Source organism: Deinococcus sp., assembly GCF_018260555.1.
Classification (GTDB): domain Bacteria; phylum Deinococcota; class Deinococci; order Deinococcales; family Deinococcaceae; genus Deinococcus.
In genome coordinates, this window is sequence record NZ_JAGLBB010000043.1 from 14,196 (window position 1) to 30,326 (window position 16,131).

A 16,131-nucleotide genomic window follows, 5' to 3' on the forward strand; every position below is an offset into this window, starting at 1 on the left:
CCGCAGGCTAGCGCAGGTCATCCCAGAGGGCCACCATCACAGAGGCGATCACGGCCACGAACGCCAGGAACGTCACGAACCGGCCCAGCGGGTCGGCCAGTCCCAGCGAGTTGTGCAGCGGGTTCCAGCCGCCCAGCAACTGCCACCAGTCGTGGGTGTCCGGGTCGCCCGTGATCAGATCGAGTTGCCGCAGCGGCGCGTCCCGGATGTACGCCGCCACGCTCGACAGCGACTGCGCCAGCCACAGGCCCACGACACCCGCCGAGTACCGCTCGCCGCGCCACATGAACGCGGCGGCGCAGGCCGCCGGTACGGCCAGCTGCATCAGGCTACCGCCGAGCAGCATGACGGTCTCGCCAGCCCAGGCCAGCAGGACGTGCCCGGCCTCGTGGAAGATCAGGTTCGCGCCGTCCAGCACGCCGCCCCGCAGGGGGTTCAGGATGCCGGGCACAGTCACCAGCAGCGCCAGGGCCAGCCCGGCCAGCCGCAGCGCCAGCCCCGCACGTGGGCTCAGGCCGGACATGCCCCTCGACGTGCCATCCGGCAGGTGACGCGCGTCAGGCGCGCTCGCGCAGCCACGCCAGCAGCAGGTCCTCGACGAGTTCGCTGACGCTCTCGCCGCCCTCGGCCTTCACGGCGCGCCACACGGCCCGCACGGTCTCCTTGCGGACGTACACCGCCTCGACCCGCTCGGCGGTCTCGCCCTTGCTGCGCCCGTCGGGTTCCGGCGTGACCTTCAGGGCCTTACGGGCCTTCTCGCCCTTCTTGCGTCCCTTTTTCCCGGCCTTGGGGGAGGCGCCGCCGTCGGCCGCCTCGGGCGCCGGTGTGTCGCGTTCCTGCAGGTAGTCGAAGCGTCCCACCTACCGTCCCCCCGCCACGCCCGCGACCTTCACACGCATCCCGGGTCCATGTTTTCTCACACCGTTCAATCTGCGCGGGCACGGGGAGCTGGGTGGCACAGAAGCCCAGTGCGGGTGTGGAGACGGAATCCGGTTCACAGGACCTCCCGTGACAGGGCCAGCACGTCGTCCCAGGCGGCTGCGGCGCGCGGGTCGCGCACGTCGCAGGCCAGGACGCCCTGCTCGGCGGCCCGCTGGAACGCCGTGTACTGACGGACCAGGGTGTTGCACACGGTGATGCCGTCCTCGCGCAGGTCCTCGCGGATATCCTCGGCAGCGCGGCCTACCGGGGGCACGCGGGTCAGGACCACGCGGGTCTTGCGTCCGGCGTCCTCGGCCAGCAGGAAGTCCATCAGTTCCCGCGTGGCTTCCACCTCCAGCGGGGACACGCCGCTGGGCACCAGGATCAGGTCGGTACGCTGCGCGAGTTGCCGCAGGTCCTTGCGGCGCGGGCGGCCCTCGGTGTCCAGGATGACCACGTCGAAGTCCGCCAGTCGGCGGGGTTTCACGTCCCCGGCGTCCAGCACGGGAAACGGCAGGCCGCTGCTGCGCGCCGCCCAGCGCAGGCTGCTGCCCACGCGGCCGTCCTCGTCGATCAGCAGGACCCTGCGGCGGCTGGCGTGCGCCGCGCCCGCGAGGTGCACGGCCAGCGTGCTTTTCCCCACGCCGCCCTTCTCAGATGTAATGGCCACCACCTTCGTCATATGTCCGAGCGTAGCAGACCCCCGGCGCCCGGGGTGCCCCGCCGCTCGGGACGGTAGCCACCCGGCGGGACACCCGTCACGCGCCGGAAGCGGCATGCTGGGCGGGTGATCACCGACGAGCACGCGCAGAGGATGGAAGCCGGAGTGTACTGGACGGCCCGCGCCATGCAGGAGCAGGGCAGCCGCTTTTACCGCGCGCTGGGACAGGCGCTCGAAGCCGCCGACGCCGGTAACCGCCGCCTGATCTACCGCACGTGGCCGGACGCGCTGCGGGACTTTCACGGGCGCGGGCAGGTGCTCGCAGCGAATGAGGCTGCCCACGAGGAAGAGGCCCAGGGCGGCTGATCGCGCGCGACGACCGGCCTGCCCTGCGCACACTGAATGGGGAGGCCGGCACACCCATCTGGGGGCGCGGCCCGTACACTGCCCAGCATGACCGCCCCGAACCTTCCGGAGCCGCACACGGCGCCCGCCCCCGACCCCCGACCGACCCTGCTGGCCGTGTTCGCCCACCCGGACGACGAGGCCTTCAGCGTGGGCGGTACCCTCACACACTACGCGCGGCTGGGCGTGAATGTGGTGCTGGCCTGCGCCACGCGCGGCGAGGCCGGGAAGATCACGGTGCCCGGCATGACCGTCACCGATCTGGGCGCGCAGCGCGAGCAGGAACTTATCGAGGCGTGCCGCGCGCTGGAAATTCCCGCCCCGGTCTTCCTCGACTACCACGACTCCGGGCGGTACGAACGCACCCGCTACGATGATCCGCTGGCCATGATGAACGTCAACCCGCTGGACGTGGAGGTAAAGCTGCGCGCCCTGATCGAGCAGGTGCAGCCGCAGGTGATGGTGACCTTCGACCCGCACGGCGCGTACGGGCACGTGGATCACCTGCAGATTCACCGCGCCGTATCCGCGGCGTTTTTCAGCGCGGGATCCCTGCCGTACGGCGGCCCGAAACGGCTGTACTTCACGGCCATGAGCGTCGAGTCGGCGGCGGGCATCGCGCGCATGGGCCAGGGCCTCGATCCGCTGGTGTACGGCGTATCCGAGGAAACCTTCGCGGTGCGGATGGACGTGTCCGCCTGCGTGGCGAACAAAGCGGCGGCCCTGGCGGCGCACGGCACGCAGATGGGTGAGCAGAGCCTCCTGGGCCGCATGACACCCGAGGAGCGGGCGGCCATGCAGGAGCGACTGGGGCAGGAGAACTTCAGTATCGGCGGAACCCGCACGCCCATCCACCAGTACCCGCTACGCGGCCTCTTCGACGGCCTGGACGGCTTCGGGCACCTGGACAGCTGATCGTCACGGAACTGCCGGGGACGGCCGGAGGGTGACACGGTCGGAGGCTGGCGAGGCGATCTCCGGTGTCTGCCCTCGCCCTATCTGCTTTTATGAGCGGGTGATTGGAAGAATCGGCTGGATGATGCAAGGTTCGTCGGTGTCCGGTGAACTCCGTATCAGGCCGCCATCAGGCTCCACTGTTAAGAAGTTCACAAGAATTCTCTTATCCTGTACCGACCTCCTGTGTGGTCGAGAGTGTGCCCCCAGGGGGGAATGGACAGGCGCAGAATTCCGTATACTCTGATGACGTGCCCTGTTTCAGTATTCACCTACGAAATTTTGGAGGAACACCTATGAAAAAAATCCTGACCATTGCCCTTGCCCTGAGCGCCAGCGTCGCCTCTGCCCAGACCCTGCGCGTCGGCATCGCCTACGACGCCGGCGGTAAGTTCGACAAGAGCTTCAACCAGAGCGCCTACGAGGGCACCCAGCGCGCCGTGAAGAACCTGGGCATCAAGTCCTCCGATTTTGAACCCAGTGACCCCAGCCAGACGGTGCAGGGCATCCGCTCCTTCGCCAACGAAGGCTTCGACCTGACCGTGGGTGTGGGCTTTGCCAACAACGCCAGCATCAGCCAGGTCGCTAAGGAAAACCCCGACCTGTACTTCGGCCTGATCGACGACGTGTCTGCCGAGAAGAACGTGGCCAGCCTGGTCTTCCAGGAAGAGCAGGGCAGCTACCTCGTCGGTTACCTCGCCGCGCTGAACAGCTCGACTGGCGTCGTGGGCTTCGTGGGCGGCATGAACATTCCCCTGATCCACAAATTCGAGGCGGGCTACACGGCCGGCGCGAAAGCCGCCAACTCCAAGGTCAAGGTCATCACGCAGTACGTGGGCACCACCCCCGACGCCTGGAACAACCCCGGCAAGGCCAAGGAAATCGCCGGTAGCATGCGCGCCAAGGGTGCCGATATCATCTTCGCGGCGGCCGGTGCATCCGGGAACGGCGTGATCGACTACATCAAGCAGACCCAGTGCCTGAAGGCCAGCGCCCTGCCCAGCGGCGTGAAATTCAGCAGCAACAAGTTCGCGTCTCTCAAGAAGAGCGCCTCCTACGCCAAGGCCTGCGCCGGCGATACCCGCCCCATGTTCTTCATCGGTGTGGACAGCAACCAGAACTACCTGGGCGACTTCGACAAGAACCCCGCCACCATGAACCACGGCCTGACCAGCATGCTCAAGCGCGTTGACAACGCTATCTACGCCCTGATCAAGGATGTCAAGGACGACAAGTTCACCGGTGGCGAACGCCGCTTCGGCCTGAAAGAAGGCGGCGTGGGCTACTCCGTTGACCAGTACAACAAGGCCCTGATCACCAGCGCCCAGGTCATCCGCGTGGAGGCCGTGAAGGCCAAGATCATCAGCGGCGCCATCAAGGTTCCCAACAAGTAATCCGACTCACGCCCCCTAGGGCCTGAATCGCGGCGGCGGCCCTCCCGGTGTGGAGGGCCGCCGCCTGTATGGGCCCCCGGACGGCAAGCCAGCTACACTGGCAATTGTGAGACAACACCCGGAAGCAGCACTGACGGTGATCAGGGTGGCGACCGCTGCCGTCTTCACTGCACATGGGTTCCAGAAGATCTTCACGGCGGGCCTGGCCAGTGTCACCGAGACCTTCATGCGCACCGGCGTGCCGCTTCCGCAGCTCACGGCACCCCTGAGCGCCGTCCTGGAACTCGCCGGTGGACTGCTGCTGCTGCCGGGACTGGCCTCCAGGCCACTGGCGGGCACGCTGGCGGCCCTGTTGATCGTGACGCACCTTCCGGGCCTGCTGTCTGGACCGGTCAGCTGGGCGCGGCTGGAAGTTCCGTGGTTGTTGCTGTGCGGCTCCCTGGCTATCCTGATCGGCGGCCCCGGCCTGAGCGTCGGTGCGGGCACGGGAGCGGCGCCCCATCCCGACGGGGCAGGCCCGAGGCGGCGCGCCCGGGCAGGCAGCCGCAGAAACCCATAGACGACGCGCCCGCCTGAACATACGTTCCAGGGGGGCGCCGCGAGTGGCCGGGCAAAGGTCGCTCAGCTGATCTAGAGTCCCGACGTTGATTCTGCCTCTGGCAGTGAACACCGGGACCAATCAACGTGGCGAGCCAGCTCTCCAAGGTGGACTCAGGTCAGCGGTCGTTGCCCACCGCGCTTTGAAGCGGTCGCCCCGCCGTGTCCACGACCCGGACCTGAGTGAAGCTGCCGGGAACCTGCACGATGGCCCAGGGGCTGGTCAGGGCCTGCGTGGTGAACGAATTAGCAGCCGGGGCCTTGATCTGGACGGTCAGGGTCAGGACGCCGCTGTTGACGCTGGCCCCCGTGACCTTCAGGCTGTAGCCGCCGGTGGAACGCTGGCCCATGAACACGCCGACCAGGGTGGAGCCGTTCAGGGTGGGTGGATTGGGCGCGCCGGTCTGACGGGCGTACGCGGCGGCGTACAGGGCGCGGGCCTCCGTGCTGGTGCGGGCCACGAGGGTGACGGGAGCAGTTTCACCGGACTGCGTGCCGCTGGCAAGTTCAGTGAAGGTCACGGCGTCTCCTGGCTGGGTGGCGCTGGGCGCCGCCGGGAGGGTCGGGGCCATGGGCGGGGTGAGTGGTGGGGTGGGGCGGCCCGGCGTGGGCGCAGGCGCGGCGCTCTGGGTAGGCACGTTCGGGAGGACGTACAGGGCCGTGCGGCGGTACTCGCTGGGGGCGGGTTCCACTGCCAGGGGCGCGTCGGGAATGGCGGCGTTGTCGAGCACGCCAACCGCCAGGGCTCCCTGGCCCAGCAGGGCGCGGCCCAGCGCCGTCCCCTCTTCACTGGTCAGCTGCCCGCCGCTGCCGATACCTTCACTGCGGGTGCCACCTACGACGCCGCTGGTGCCGTTCAGTTTGGTCCAGGTCTGCCCATCCGTGAAGTACACGGCGCTCAGGGCCGCGCCGGGCAGCGGCGTGACCTCGAAGGTTCCGTCGGTGCGGCGCGTCACACTGAGTTTCTGCGCGGTGACGCTGGTGGCCGAGCGGTAGGTGGCCTTGCCGTTCACGCTGAGGGTGCCGGGCAAGCCCAGCTCGTCGCTGATCTGGGGGCGCAGCTCTGCCGCGTTCGCGCCGAGTTTCACGCTGCTCTGGCCACTGCCCTGACCCAGCGTGCCGTACACCCACACGATGCGTTCCTGGGTGCCGCCGTACAGCAGGGCCTCATGAACGCGTAGTTGACCGGGAGCGGACGGGGCGCAGGCGCTGAGCAGGCTCACGCCGAGCAGCGCGGCGCCCAGCAGGGGCAGGTTGGATCGGGTCATGTCTAGCAGCTTAGGCATCCGGCCTGACGCTCAACTGAAGGTCACCTTTAGCAAAGGCACACCTAGCGGCGTGTGGTGCGGCCCCCGGATGGCCCCTTCCACTCCCGGCACCCGGTTTTAGAGCTGTTTGCTCAGCTGACAGGGCGCCGTTCCTCAGGTCGCCGGGCCGGAATCCGTGGTCCCCAGCAGTTCGCGGGCGTGTCGCAGGGCGGCGTCGCTGGTATTGCCGCTGAGCATGCGGGCAATCTCGTGCAGGCGCTCCTGCGGGGGCAGCAGCCGCACGCGGCTGACGGTGCGGCCGTCCTCCACGCTTTTTTCCACCTTGAAGTGATGGTCGGCCTGCGCGGCGATCTGCGCGAGGTGCGTGACCACGAACACCTGCCGCGTCTGCGCGAGGTTGCGCAGTTGCGCCGCGACCGCCAGGGCCGCGCCCCCGCCGATGCCCGCATCGACCTCGTCGAACACCACGGCGGGCGTGTCGGCTCCCAGCACGGTGCTGATGGCCAGCATCACACGCGAGAGCTCCCCGCCGGAGGCCACGTCGGCCAGCGGGGCGAGGTCCTCGCCAGGGTTCGCGGTGAACTGGAGTGTCACGTCGCTCAGGCCGTGCGCGCCGGGTTCGGCCAGGGGGGTCAGCTGGAATTCCAGGCGGGCGTGCGGCATGCCGAGTTGCCGGATCACGCTGACCAGCTCGGCGGCCAGCGGCGCGGCGCGGAGGGTCCGGGCGGCGTCCAGGTCGGCGGCGGCGCGGCGCACGCCGCTCAGCAGGTCGGCCACGTCGGCGTCCAGGGTCCCGGCGTCCTGCTCGTCGCGGGTCAGGGCCGCGAGTTCCTGCTCGACCTGCGCGTGGAAGGTCAGCACGTCCTCCAGGGTCGGGCCGTACTTGGCACGCAGTTTGCCCAGCGCCCCCAGGCGGGCCTCGACCCGCGCGAGTTCCTCGGGGTCCGGGGCCTGATCATCCGCCACGGCGCGCAGTTCTCCCGTAACGGCCTGCACGCTGTCAAGCGCCTCGCGCAGTTCGCGTTGCAGTTGCGCGGTCGTCTCGTCGTAGCGGGCGCTGACGTTCAGGGACCGCACGGCTTCGGCCAGGAAGCCCAGGGCGTTCTCGTCGCCGTCACTGAGGAGCGTGATAGCCCCGGCGGCTCCCTGCGCCACACTTTCCAGGTTCGCCAGTCGGTTCAGGTCGGCCTGGAGGGGCTCCTCCTCGCCGGGCATGGGGTTGACCTCGGCGATCTCGGCAGCCTGGAATTGCAGCAGGTCGAGCTGCCGTGCGCGCTCGCGTTCACTGGCGCGCAGGGCCTCCAGGCGGGCGCGGGCCTCCGTCCAGGCCCGGTACGCGGCCGTGTACGCGCCCAGTTCCCCCGGCAACTGACGGTCGAGCAGCGCGCGTTGGTTGGCCGGGCCGAGCAGACTGACGGCGCTGTGCTGCCAGTGGATGGTCAGGCGGCGCTGCGCCCAGTCCTGCAACTCGCGCAGCGTGACGACCTCGCCGTCCAGCCGGGCGGTACTGCGGCCCTGGCTGGTCACGCGGCGACTGGCCACGTCATCGTTCCAGAAGCCGGCCACGAGCAGATCGTCCTCGCCCGTCCGGATCAGGTCCGTGTTGCTGCGCGATCCCAGCAGCAGACCCAGGGCGTCCACGATGATGCTCTTCCCCGCGCCAGTCTCCCCGGTAAAGACGCTGAGGCCAGCGCCGAAGTGCAGGTCCAGCGCCTGGATGGTGGCGAGGTTGCGCACCTCCAGCCGGGTCAGGGGCGGCCCGGCGTCCGCTGCCAGCGCCGGGGCGACCGGGCGCGGCGCGGTCTGGGTGGTCTCGTCGCGTGGTCGGGCCTTACGGGTCACGCCCGCCAGTCTACCGTCTGTCCTGCCGGGCAAGCGCGGTCAGCGGCAGGTTTCAAAACCGGCCGGATTCGGGGCGGCCAGGGGGGATACGGACTGCGCTCCACTGCGCCACACCCGTATGGAGTTCATACTCGCATCCGCCTGGACTGATTTGGACCTGCAACGGATCAACCGCAGTGCGTCCAGGAAACGGCCGGGTGCTACCTGTCGGGCAGGGCTGAACATGAAATCCTCATTACATTACCCCCACGTTCGCCAGCGGGTGTCGCGCGAGAATGTAGCTAACCGGTTCACTCCGGGCAGGTCGCGGGCCCATGGCGGGCCGGGCCGCCCACTTAAGCGGGTGAATCTCAAAGGAGCAAGACATGAGGAATGAAATGAACGGCGGCGTCAGCAAACGCAGCCTGCTGCTGCTGGGTGGCCTCGCGGCCCTGGCGCTGAACAAGGACACCCGCCGCGCCCTGGTGCAGGGCAGCCGGAGTGCCTGGACCGACGCCCAGGCCACCCTGGAAGACACCGTGAAACCCACCCTGGCGCAGAGTCTGGCGCAGGCGCACGAGCGCTCCCAGGAACTGGCCCAGGAGGCCGCCCGCCGGGGGCACAGCGCCGCGCAACTGCTCCGTGAGGAAGGCGTTCCCCGCGCCTCCGGGCTGCTGAGCAACGTGCTGGACGAGGTCGTCACGGTGGCCGGTGGACTGGCCGGTACGGCGGGCGAACTGGCCGGAACCGCCCAGGAGCGCGCAGAGGCGCTGGCGGGCGGCCTTGTGGGCGGCGTGGCCGACACCACGCAGACCGTGACCAGACAGGGGCGCAAGCAGGCAGAACGTCTCTTGAGTGCCGCGCAGCACACCGCCGGGGAGACCCTGGCGGGCGCGCGTGGGGCTCGCAAAGAACTGCTTTCTACCGTCCAGGACCGCGTGAGCAGTGCCGTGCATGAGGCTGCGCAGGGCGCGCAGACCCACCAGCGCCGCATGGAGCGCCTGCTGAAACAGGCGCGCCGCGACGCGGAACGTGAACTGGTTGCTGGCCGCAAAACCCTGAGCCCCGCCAAGCTTCAGAAGGCTGTTGACCGGAAGGTAGCTCCACTTCAAAAGGAACTGGCCCGCGAACTGAAAGTCCTGGAGAGGCAGACGAGTCGGGCGCGCCGCGATGACCGCAGCGGCGGATCCGCCGGTGGCCTGAGCGCCCTGGTCCTGATCGGGACCGGCGTGGTGGTTCTGGCCCGCGTGCCAGCGGCCCGCCAGGGCATTCTGAAGGCGGTGGAAGGCGTGAGCCCCGAAGCCGCCCAGTCCCTGCGTATGGCAGGACGAAACGCCCGGAACCTGATCGGCACGGCCTGGCTGGAGCGGATCGAGGAGAACAAGGTGACCCCGGCGCCCGGTGCGGCGCAGTCCACGCAGGCCGCCACGACCGGCAGCACCGCGGCTGGAGCGGTTGCCCCCGACGCTCCCGCAGCGGCGCGCACGGCGGCGGAATCCGAAAAGCCTGCGGGCGAAACGAAACCCACCAACTAAACTAAGCCAACGGCTAAGCGCTACCCTCTGGCCCACACGGCCGGAGGGTAGCTGTCTTTACTCCGGCTCGCCTCTGCTGGCACGACCCTGTTCTTTCATGCCCCTTCCATGAGAGTACGTACGCCGTATGCGACCTGTGTTGTGTCCGGCCTCCCTGGACATGAGTGTTTGTTGTTCCCCCAAGCGTGACACCCGAAAGGTTTGACTGGAACCGCTTCCCAGGGGGATATTCCAGCGTAGGACAACACACCAACTCCGCCCTGAGTGCAGGGGGCTTGCAGAACCAGTCGCGTCCTCGCAGCGCCGGGCCTCCCCCGGACCGTTCTGCCCCTTCCCCATTCACCCCCAATCCGGCTGCACCGCCAGAGGAGGACCGCCATGAGTCTGACCACCAGCGCACCCCTTGCCGACCTCGGCATCACCACCGCCACCATTCACCTGAACCCTAGCGTCGATGACCTGTACGCGCACGCCAAGCGCCTGGGCGAGGGCGTACAGGCCGCCAGCGGCCCCCTGACCGTGCGCACCAACAAGACCGGCCGCAGCCCGAAAGACCGCTTTATCGTCGAGGACGACCTGACCCGCGATACGGTGTGGTGGGGCGGGTTCAACACGCCCATCAGCGGCGCAGTCTTCGACCGACTGCTGGACAAGATGACCCGCTACGCCGAAGGAAAGGAACTGTTCGTGCAGCAGGTGTACGCCGGCACGGACCCCCGCTACCGCATCGGGTGCCGCATGGCGACCGAGATGGCGTACCACTCGCTGTTCATTCACAACATGTTCGTGCAGCCCACCCCGGCCGAACTGGCGGACTTCCACGAAGACTGGACCGTGCTGAACATCCCGTCCTTCCGCGCCGATCCTGCGCTGGATGGCGTGCGCAGCGAGACGTTCATCATCATGAACTTCACGCGGCGCATGATCATCGCAGGCGGCACGCAGTACGCCGGTGAGAACAAGAAAGGAATCTTCGGCGTGCTGAACTTCCTGCTGCCCGATCAGGGCGTCATGCCGATGCACTGCTCCGCAAACGTGGGCGACGACGGCGACGTGGCGCTGTTCTTCGGGCTGAGCGGCACGGGCAAAACCACCCTGAGCGCCGACCCGAGCCGCCACCTGATCGGTGACGACGAGCACGGCTGGTCCGACACGGGCATCTTCAACTTCGAGGGCGGCTGTTACGCCAAGGTCATCAATCTGAACGCCGAGGCCGAGCCGGACATCTACCGCACCACCCGCACCTACGGCACCGTGCTGGAGAACGTGGTCCTGGACGCTGGCGGTAACCCCGACCTGACCGACGGTAGTCTGACCGAGAACACCCGCAGCGCCTACCCCATCAGTCAGATTCCGAACGTGCAACCCGGCAGTCGGGGCGGCCACCCCCGCAACGTGATGTTCCTGACCGCCGACGCCTTCGGGGTGCTGCCGCCCATCAGCCGCCTGAGCCCTGAGCAGACCATGTACCAGTTCATCAGCGGTTTCACGGCCAAGATCCCCGGCACCGAGGACGGCGTGACGGAACCCAGCCCGACCTTCAGCACCTGCTTCGGCGCGCCGTTCATGCCCCGGCACCCCGGCGAGTACGCACGGCTGCTGGCCCGCAAGGTGCAGGACAGCGGCGCGCGCGTGTGGCTGGTGAACACCGGCTGGAGCGGCGGCATGTACGGCACGGGCAGCCGCATGAGCATCGCGCACACCCGCCGCCTGATCAGCGCCGCCCTGAGCGGCAAACTGGACGGCGCGACCTTCGAGCGCGAACCGCACTTCGGGCTGGAAATTCCAACCGACGTGCAGGGCGTTCCGGCGGGCGTCCTGAACCCCCGCGACGCCTGGGCCGACCCGCAGGCCTACGACGAAACTGCACGTAAACTCGCCCGGATGTTCCGCGAGAACTTCCGCCGCTTCGAGGACGGCGTGGACCCGGCCGTGACCGCCAGCATGCCCGACCCCGACGTTGCCCCGCAGGCCTGAACCCGCACCCTCAAGAAGGCCCCCAGCCGATCAAGCTGGGGGCCTTTACCCGTGGAGGATGAAGGTGATTACTCTTTGACGCCGCCGGACACGGTGCCGCCCACGAAGTAATTCTGGAAGCCGTAGAACAGCGCGATGATCGGCAGGGCGCCCAGGGTGCTGGCAGCAGCGAACACGCCCCACTTGGTGCTGAACTGCCCGGTCGTGAACGAGCGAAGCATCACCCCGACCGTCCACTGCTCCACGCCGGTCAGCAGGACGTTTGCGAGGATAAACTCGGCGTACGTGCCGATGAACTGGTTCAGGAAGATGAACACCATGATCCCGCCCGATAGTGGCAGCACGACCTTCACGAAGGTCTGCCAGCGGGTTGCGCCGTCCACCATGGCCGCCTCTTCCAGCGATTCGGGTAGGCTCTCCACGTATCCCTTGAAGATCCACGTGTTAAAGGCAATGGCGCCGCCCGAGTACGCCAGGATCAGGCCCGTGAAGGTGTTGCCCAGGCCCAGGTCGGTCAGGAGTTTGTACACGGCGACCAGTGCCAGGAATACCGGGAACATCTGAATGAAGATGAAGAACAGCAGCATCTGGAAACGGCCGGGGAAGCGCAGCCGTGCCATGGCGTAGCCGGCAGTGGTGGATAGCAAGATGGCCAGGATGCCGGTCACGCCGGACACGAACAGGGTGTTGCGGACCGACAGCAGGAACTTGCTCTCGTTACTGAAGCCCGTGAACTGCGCGGGCGTCATGAACAGCACCAGCGCGGCCACTGCGGCGATCACGACGCGCAGCGCCCAGGTGCGGGTGCGTTGCAGGCCTACGCTGTCGCGCCCGAAACGGCCGACCAGCATCAACAGCAGCAGCGTGGCGAGGGACGCGCCGCCCACGCCGGCCAGCAGGAGCTGCCAACCGGGGATGGTGACACCCTCGAACAGCTTGGCGAAGTTCTCGTTGCTCAACACGTCTAGGCGGGGAATCAGGCCGCTGCGGTAAAGGATGTTGGGGTTCTCGAAGTCCGGGAAGGCGAACAGGCTGTTGCGCGGGTCGAAGGCGGCGATCAGCACGTACAGGAGCGGGTACACGGCGACGAGGACGACCAGAATCAGGAACAGGTGCGTAAGCTGGTCGCCCAGGACGACGGCGTAACTGACGCGGCGGCCTGTGCGGACCATGCCGATCCGCTGGCCCAGCAGGCTGGTCAGGGCCAGCACGCCGCTGGCGGCCAGCAGGAACAGCAGGAATCGGACCCAGCCGCGCTCAACGAAATAGATTGAGAAGCTCTTCTGGCGGCCTTTCATGTTCTCAACCAGAGCATTCCCCAGCACGAGCAGGCCAATGATCAGGGCGGCCGTGACCAGCCACGGCAACGCACGGCGCAGCAGGCTGGGTTCCCGGTGCACGTACCCGCCGGGCGGCAGCTCGCCGGGCGTCTTGGGAGTGGCGGTCACTTGCGGGCCTCCTCGAACACGCCGGCGGCGCGGAAGTTCACAAGACTGATGGCGAGGGTTAGAAAGAAGATGATCAGGGCGATGGCGCTGGCCAGTGCGAAGTTCTGCCCGCCACTGGATACGAACGCGGTGTTGTACCCCCACGACAGCAGGATATCGGTGCTCTGCGCGGTGCTTTCACGGCCTTCCTGTGCCGGGCCGCCCGCCGTGAGCAGGTAGATGATGCCGAAGTTGTTGAAGTTGAACGCGAAGCCTGACAGCAGGATCGGGGTGAACGAGGTTCGCAGCAGCGGGAGCGTGATGGTGGTGATCTGCTGCCAGCGGCTGGCTCCGTCGATCTGCGCCGCCTCGTACAGGTCCTCGTTGATGGTGCTCAGGGCGCTGATGGTGGCGGTCATCATGTACGGAAACCCCAGCCATAGGTTCACGAGCAGGATACTGACCTTGGCCCACATCGGGTCGCCCAGCCAGGGCACGGCGGCGATACCGAGCAGGCCCAGGGTCTTGTTCACGATCCCGAACTGCTGGTTGAACAGCGCCACCCACATCTGCACGCTGATCACGGCGGGCACTGCCCACGGCAGGAACAGCAGCGTGCGGTACACGTTGCGGCCCTTTAGACGCTTGTTATACAGCAGGATGCCCAGAATCAGCCCGGCCACCGAGTTGATGACGATGGTTGAAAAGGCGAACACCACGGTCCAGAGGAACACGGGCCACAGAGCGCGGCTGGCCTTCCCGAAGATCTCGCGGAAGTTGGCGAGGCCCACGTACTCATAGCGGTTGAGCCGGGTGCCCTGCACGGCAGCCACGGTCTCCGGGATGGGCGCGGCCAGCGTGACAGTATTGGCGTTAACCCTGGCGATCTTCTGCCGGTACGGCACACTGGCCTCCTCGTCAAACAGGACGAGTGTGGCGCCCGCGCAGGTGGGCGCGGCGCATTTGAGGAACTCGGCGAGGTCCTGGCCCTGCTGCTCGGGCAGGGTCACGGTCAGGCGGTCGGCGCTGAGAGTCACGGCTGTGCGCGAGGCGCTGTCCGGGTTACCGCTGTTCTCGCCGCTGTAGTTGGTGAAGGCGTAATTCACGGTCAGGATCACCGGCAGCACCGTGAACGCCAGGATGAACACCAGCGCGGGGAGCAGGTAGAACCAGTTGGTGATCCAGGGGAACAGCCGGTACGTCAGGGGGGTCAGCAGCAGCAGCGCAAGCAGCGTGAAGATCAGGATAGTGTAGGCGGGCGCGCCGGGCAGCACCTGCGCCGCCACGCCGGACAGCAACCAGCCGATCAGGAAACTTACGGCGATCAGAGCAGCCAGGATCAGCAGCGCGCTGAACACGCCACGGGTGCCCTGAGGCGGGGTGGGCCGCCGCCTGGGAGGTGGGGACATGGTGTGGGTCATACAGTAGGTCAACCTCTGTGCGCGAGGGGCAGATGCCGCCAGCAGCGCGGCGGGTCGAGCAGGAACGAAAGGGGATATCTGGTGACTATCAATACACCCTGCCCCCAGCCGTGCGGACTGGAGCTGTTCGGCCTGGCAAAGCGGCTGCCCCGTCCGGCTTGCGTGGGCACGGCGGGGCAGGAGCGGCGTTACAGGATCACTTGATGTTGCTGCTGATTTCCTGCACGGCCTTGTCGAGAATCTGACCGTAGTTCTGGCCGGGCTTCTGAACACTCTGGGCGATGGCGCTGCTCCAGGGGCCCCACACAGCGCCCATCTGGGGAACGTTGGGCATGGGGGTACCGGCACTGATGCTCTTGCCGAAGCCCACGACGACCGGGTCAGATTTCAGTTTGGTGCGGGCGCTGAGACTGACGGGAATACGCCCACCGGCCTTGTTGAAGGCCACCTGCGCGTCGCTGGAACCGATCTGCTTGGCGAACTGCGCCGCGGCGGCCTTGTTCCTGCTGTAGGCGTTGAGCATCGTGCCCTGCACGCCCACGAAGGGGCTCCACTTGCCGGTCGCGCCGGGAGGAGTGGGGAAGGTCATGATGCCGTAGTCGATGCCGGCTTTCTTGATGTCGCCCATGTCCCAGGGTCCGGTCAGGAACATGGCGAGGCGGCCGTCCACGAAGGCACTCTTGGCGGCGCCGCCGTCCACGCCTTCGGGCACGAGGTTGTATTTGTAGCGCAGGTCGTTCAGGAACGCACTGGCCTTGCCGGCTCCGGCGTTGGCGAGGCCCACGTCCTTGGTGTTCAGGGTGCCACCGGTGTTCTTGAAGACGTAACCGCCGTAGGCGCTGATGATCCCAAACTGCATGTAGGCGTTGCTGAGGTCAGCGAGATAACCGTACCGACCGCTGCTGGTGTTCTTCTTCGCGGCGGCCAGGAACGCGTTCCAGCTCGTGGGGGCGCTGGGGACGAGTTTCTTGTTATACACGACGGCAACAGCCTCGGCGAACATAGGCAGGCTGAACAGCTTGCCGCCGTACGTCATGGCACTGACGGCCGTCTTGTCGAGGTCAGTCTTGCTCGTGATGTACCTGTCCATCGGCTCGATCACGCCGGCAGCAGCGAGCTGGCCGAGGCGGTCCTGGGGCAGAGTGGTGACGAGGTCGGGGCCCTGACCCTTGGGGGCGCTCTGAATCAGCTTGTCGGGGATCTGATCGAACGGCACGCTGACGACATTGACGGTGTGACCGGTTTTCGTCTTGAACTGGGCGGCCTGGGTACGCAGCCACGCGAGTTCACTGTCGCCGAAGTGCGTCCAGACTGTGATGGTAGCGGCGTTGGCCTGGCCAAGCAGTGCTAGAGAAAGGATAGTCAGTGCTTTTTTCATATGACTCCTTCAGACTGGCGGTTTTTCCAACCCCTTCTTAACCGGGGTGCGCCTGGTCCCATCGTCCTTCCACAGGAGGAGGGGTCTGGGGGTGCCGACCCGAGCCCTGTCGGCTGATTTTTTCACTCGTTGCTCATCAGCGAGTATAGTCCTGAGCGCCCGGCTTGGCAAGGTCCGCACTTTGCAAAAATGACCGTTTCAGTCAAGTAAAAGCATGATTCCTTGTACCGGGTCCAGTCGTCGCGCATGGAATGCTGCCGCGCCTGTCTTCACCCGCACCGGCTCTTAAGTACGTTGGTAACTGCTCAGCAGGGCGAGCTCAGGGGTTGAAGTTGGGCATGAGCACGTCACCCGTGAACACGCTGACCAGAC

At 67.1% G+C, this 16,131-nt stretch carries 14 protein-coding genes; 6 read left to right on the top strand and 8 right to left on the bottom strand.

The genetic code is table 11. From position 1 onward, the window contains the following. Nucleotides 1-7: 7 nt before the first annotated feature. The 3 genes from QZ271_RS09550 to QZ271_RS09560 form a co-directional block, all read right to left on the bottom strand. Nucleotides 8-523 (bottom strand): hypothetical protein, encoded by a 516-nt coding sequence (locus tag QZ271_RS09550; protein WP_291430873.1) that lies wholly within the window; start codon nt 521-523, stop codon nt 8-10. Nucleotides 524-557: 34 nt separating this feature from the next. Next, complete coding sequence (locus QZ271_RS09555; RefSeq protein ID WP_291430875.1) at nt 558-860, bottom strand: hypothetical protein; 303 nt, start codon at nt 858-860, stop codon at nt 558-560. Between the two features lie 134 nt (nt 861-994). Further along, nucleotides 995-1,603 carry a ParA family protein gene (locus QZ271_RS09560; RefSeq protein ID WP_291430876.1) on the bottom strand — a complete coding sequence of 203 codons (609 nt, stop codon included), beginning with the start codon at nt 1,601-1,603 and terminating at the stop codon, nt 995-997. Nucleotides 1,604-1,735: 132 nt separating this feature from the next. On the opposite strand from QZ271_RS09560, the gene QZ271_RS09565 reads away from it, so the two are divergent. The 4 genes from QZ271_RS09565 to QZ271_RS09580 all read left to right on the top strand — a co-directional run bounded on the left by QZ271_RS09565 (nt 1,736) and on the right by QZ271_RS09580 (nt 4,894). Further along, the gene (locus QZ271_RS09565) at nt 1,736-1,948 is read left to right on the top strand and encodes a hypothetical protein (protein WP_291430895.1); all 213 of its coding nucleotides are present in this window, start codon (nt 1,736-1,738) and stop codon (nt 1,946-1,948) included. Nucleotides 1,949-2,035: 87 nt separating this feature from the next. Further along, nucleotides 2,036-2,902 carry a PIG-L deacetylase family protein gene (locus QZ271_RS09570; protein ID WP_291430877.1) on the top strand — a complete coding sequence of 289 codons (867 nt, stop codon included), beginning with the start codon at nt 2,036-2,038 and terminating at the stop codon, nt 2,900-2,902. Between the two features lie 335 nt (nt 2,903-3,237). Then, a complete protein-coding gene (locus QZ271_RS09575) occupies nt 3,238-4,335 on the top strand; it encodes a BMP family ABC transporter substrate-binding protein (RefSeq protein ID WP_291430879.1) in 1,098 nt (365 codons plus the stop codon). 106 nt (nt 4,336-4,441) lie between these two features. Further along, nucleotides 4,442-4,894 carry a DoxX family protein gene (locus tag QZ271_RS09580; protein WP_291430881.1) on the top strand — a complete coding sequence of 151 codons (453 nt, stop codon included), beginning with the start codon at nt 4,442-4,444 and terminating at the stop codon, nt 4,892-4,894. Nucleotides 4,895-5,051: 157 nt separating this feature from the next. Here the strand turns inward: QZ271_RS09580 and QZ271_RS09585 are convergent, their stop codons facing one another. After that, complete coding sequence (locus QZ271_RS09585; RefSeq protein ID WP_291430883.1) at nt 5,052-6,200, bottom strand: protease complex subunit PrcB family protein; 1,149 nt, start codon at nt 6,198-6,200, stop codon at nt 5,052-5,054. A 153-nt stretch (nt 6,201-6,353) separates the two neighbouring features. Beyond that, nucleotides 6,354-7,976 carry a DNA repair protein RecN gene (locus tag QZ271_RS09590; protein ID WP_367114353.1) on the bottom strand — a complete coding sequence of 541 codons (1,623 nt, stop codon included), beginning with the start codon at nt 7,974-7,976 and terminating at the stop codon, nt 6,354-6,356. A gap of 431 nt (nt 7,977-8,407) precedes the next feature. Here QZ271_RS09590 and QZ271_RS09595 point away from each other — a divergent pair, with 431 nt between their 5' ends. After that, complete coding sequence (locus tag QZ271_RS09595; RefSeq protein ID WP_291430885.1) at nt 8,408-9,556, top strand: alginate biosynthesis protein AlgP; 1,149 nt, start codon at nt 8,408-8,410, stop codon at nt 9,554-9,556. A 378-nt stretch (nt 9,557-9,934) separates the two neighbouring features. Next, nucleotides 9,935-11,533, top strand: a complete 1,599-nt coding sequence (gene pckA / locus QZ271_RS09600) for a phosphoenolpyruvate carboxykinase (ATP) (protein ID WP_291430887.1) — start codon at nt 9,935-9,937, stop codon at nt 11,531-11,533. Nucleotides 11,534-11,601: 68 nt separating this feature from the next. Here the strand turns inward: pckA and QZ271_RS09605 are convergent, their stop codons facing one another. The 3 genes from QZ271_RS09605 to QZ271_RS09615 form a co-directional block, all read right to left on the bottom strand. Beyond that, on the bottom strand, nt 11,602-12,981 hold the full coding sequence (locus QZ271_RS09605) for a sugar ABC transporter permease (RefSeq protein ID WP_291430889.1): 1,380 nt from the start codon (nt 12,979-12,981) through the stop codon (nt 11,602-11,604). Continuing rightward, nucleotides 12,978-14,369 carry an ABC transporter permease subunit gene (locus QZ271_RS09610; RefSeq protein WP_291430891.1) on the bottom strand — a complete coding sequence of 464 codons (1,392 nt, stop codon included), beginning with the start codon at nt 14,367-14,369 and terminating at the stop codon, nt 12,978-12,980. Before QZ271_RS09610 ends, QZ271_RS09605 begins: the two co-directional genes overlap by 4 nt. 208 nt (nt 14,370-14,577) lie before the next feature. Continuing rightward, complete coding sequence (locus tag QZ271_RS09615) at nt 14,578-15,759, bottom strand: maltose ABC transporter substrate-binding protein (RefSeq protein ID WP_291430893.1); 1,182 nt, start codon at nt 15,757-15,759, stop codon at nt 14,578-14,580. Nucleotides 15,760-16,131 lie beyond the last annotated feature (372 nt).

Bases quoted from the DNA above. Each gene is read 5' to 3' on its own strand.
- QZ271_RS09585 (WP_291430883.1), bottom strand. From the start codon at position 6,200: ATGACCCGATCCAACCTGCCCCTGCTGGGCGCCGCGCTGCTCGGCGTG.
- QZ271_RS09575 (WP_291430879.1), top strand. From the start codon at position 3,238: ATGAAAAAAATCCTGACCATTGCCCTTGCCCTGAGCGCCAGCGTCGCC.
- QZ271_RS09615 (WP_291430893.1), bottom strand. From the start codon at position 15,759: ATGAAAAAAGCACTGACTATCCTTTCTCTAGCACTGCTTGGCCAGGCC.
- QZ271_RS09570 (WP_291430877.1), top strand. From the start codon at position 2,036: ATGACCGCCCCGAACCTTCCGGAGCCGCACACGGCGCCCGCCCCCGAC.
- QZ271_RS09550 (WP_291430873.1), bottom strand. From the start codon at position 523: ATGTCCGGCCTGAGCCCACGTGCGGGGCTGGCGCTGCGGCTGGCCGGG.
- pckA (WP_291430887.1), top strand. From the start codon at position 9,935: ATGAGTCTGACCACCAGCGCACCCCTTGCCGACCTCGGCATCACCACC.
- QZ271_RS09610 (WP_291430891.1), bottom strand. From the start codon at position 14,369: ATGTCCCCACCTCCCAGGCGGCGGCCCACCCCGCCTCAGGGCACCCGT.
- QZ271_RS09565 (WP_291430895.1), top strand. From the start codon at position 1,736: ATGGAAGCCGGAGTGTACTGGACGGCCCGCGCCATGCAGGAGCAGGGC.
- QZ271_RS09595 (WP_291430885.1), top strand. From the start codon at position 8,408: ATGAGGAATGAAATGAACGGCGGCGTCAGCAAACGCAGCCTGCTGCTG.
- QZ271_RS09560 (WP_291430876.1), bottom strand. From the start codon at position 1,603: ATGACGAAGGTGGTGGCCATTACATCTGAGAAGGGCGGCGTGGGGAAA.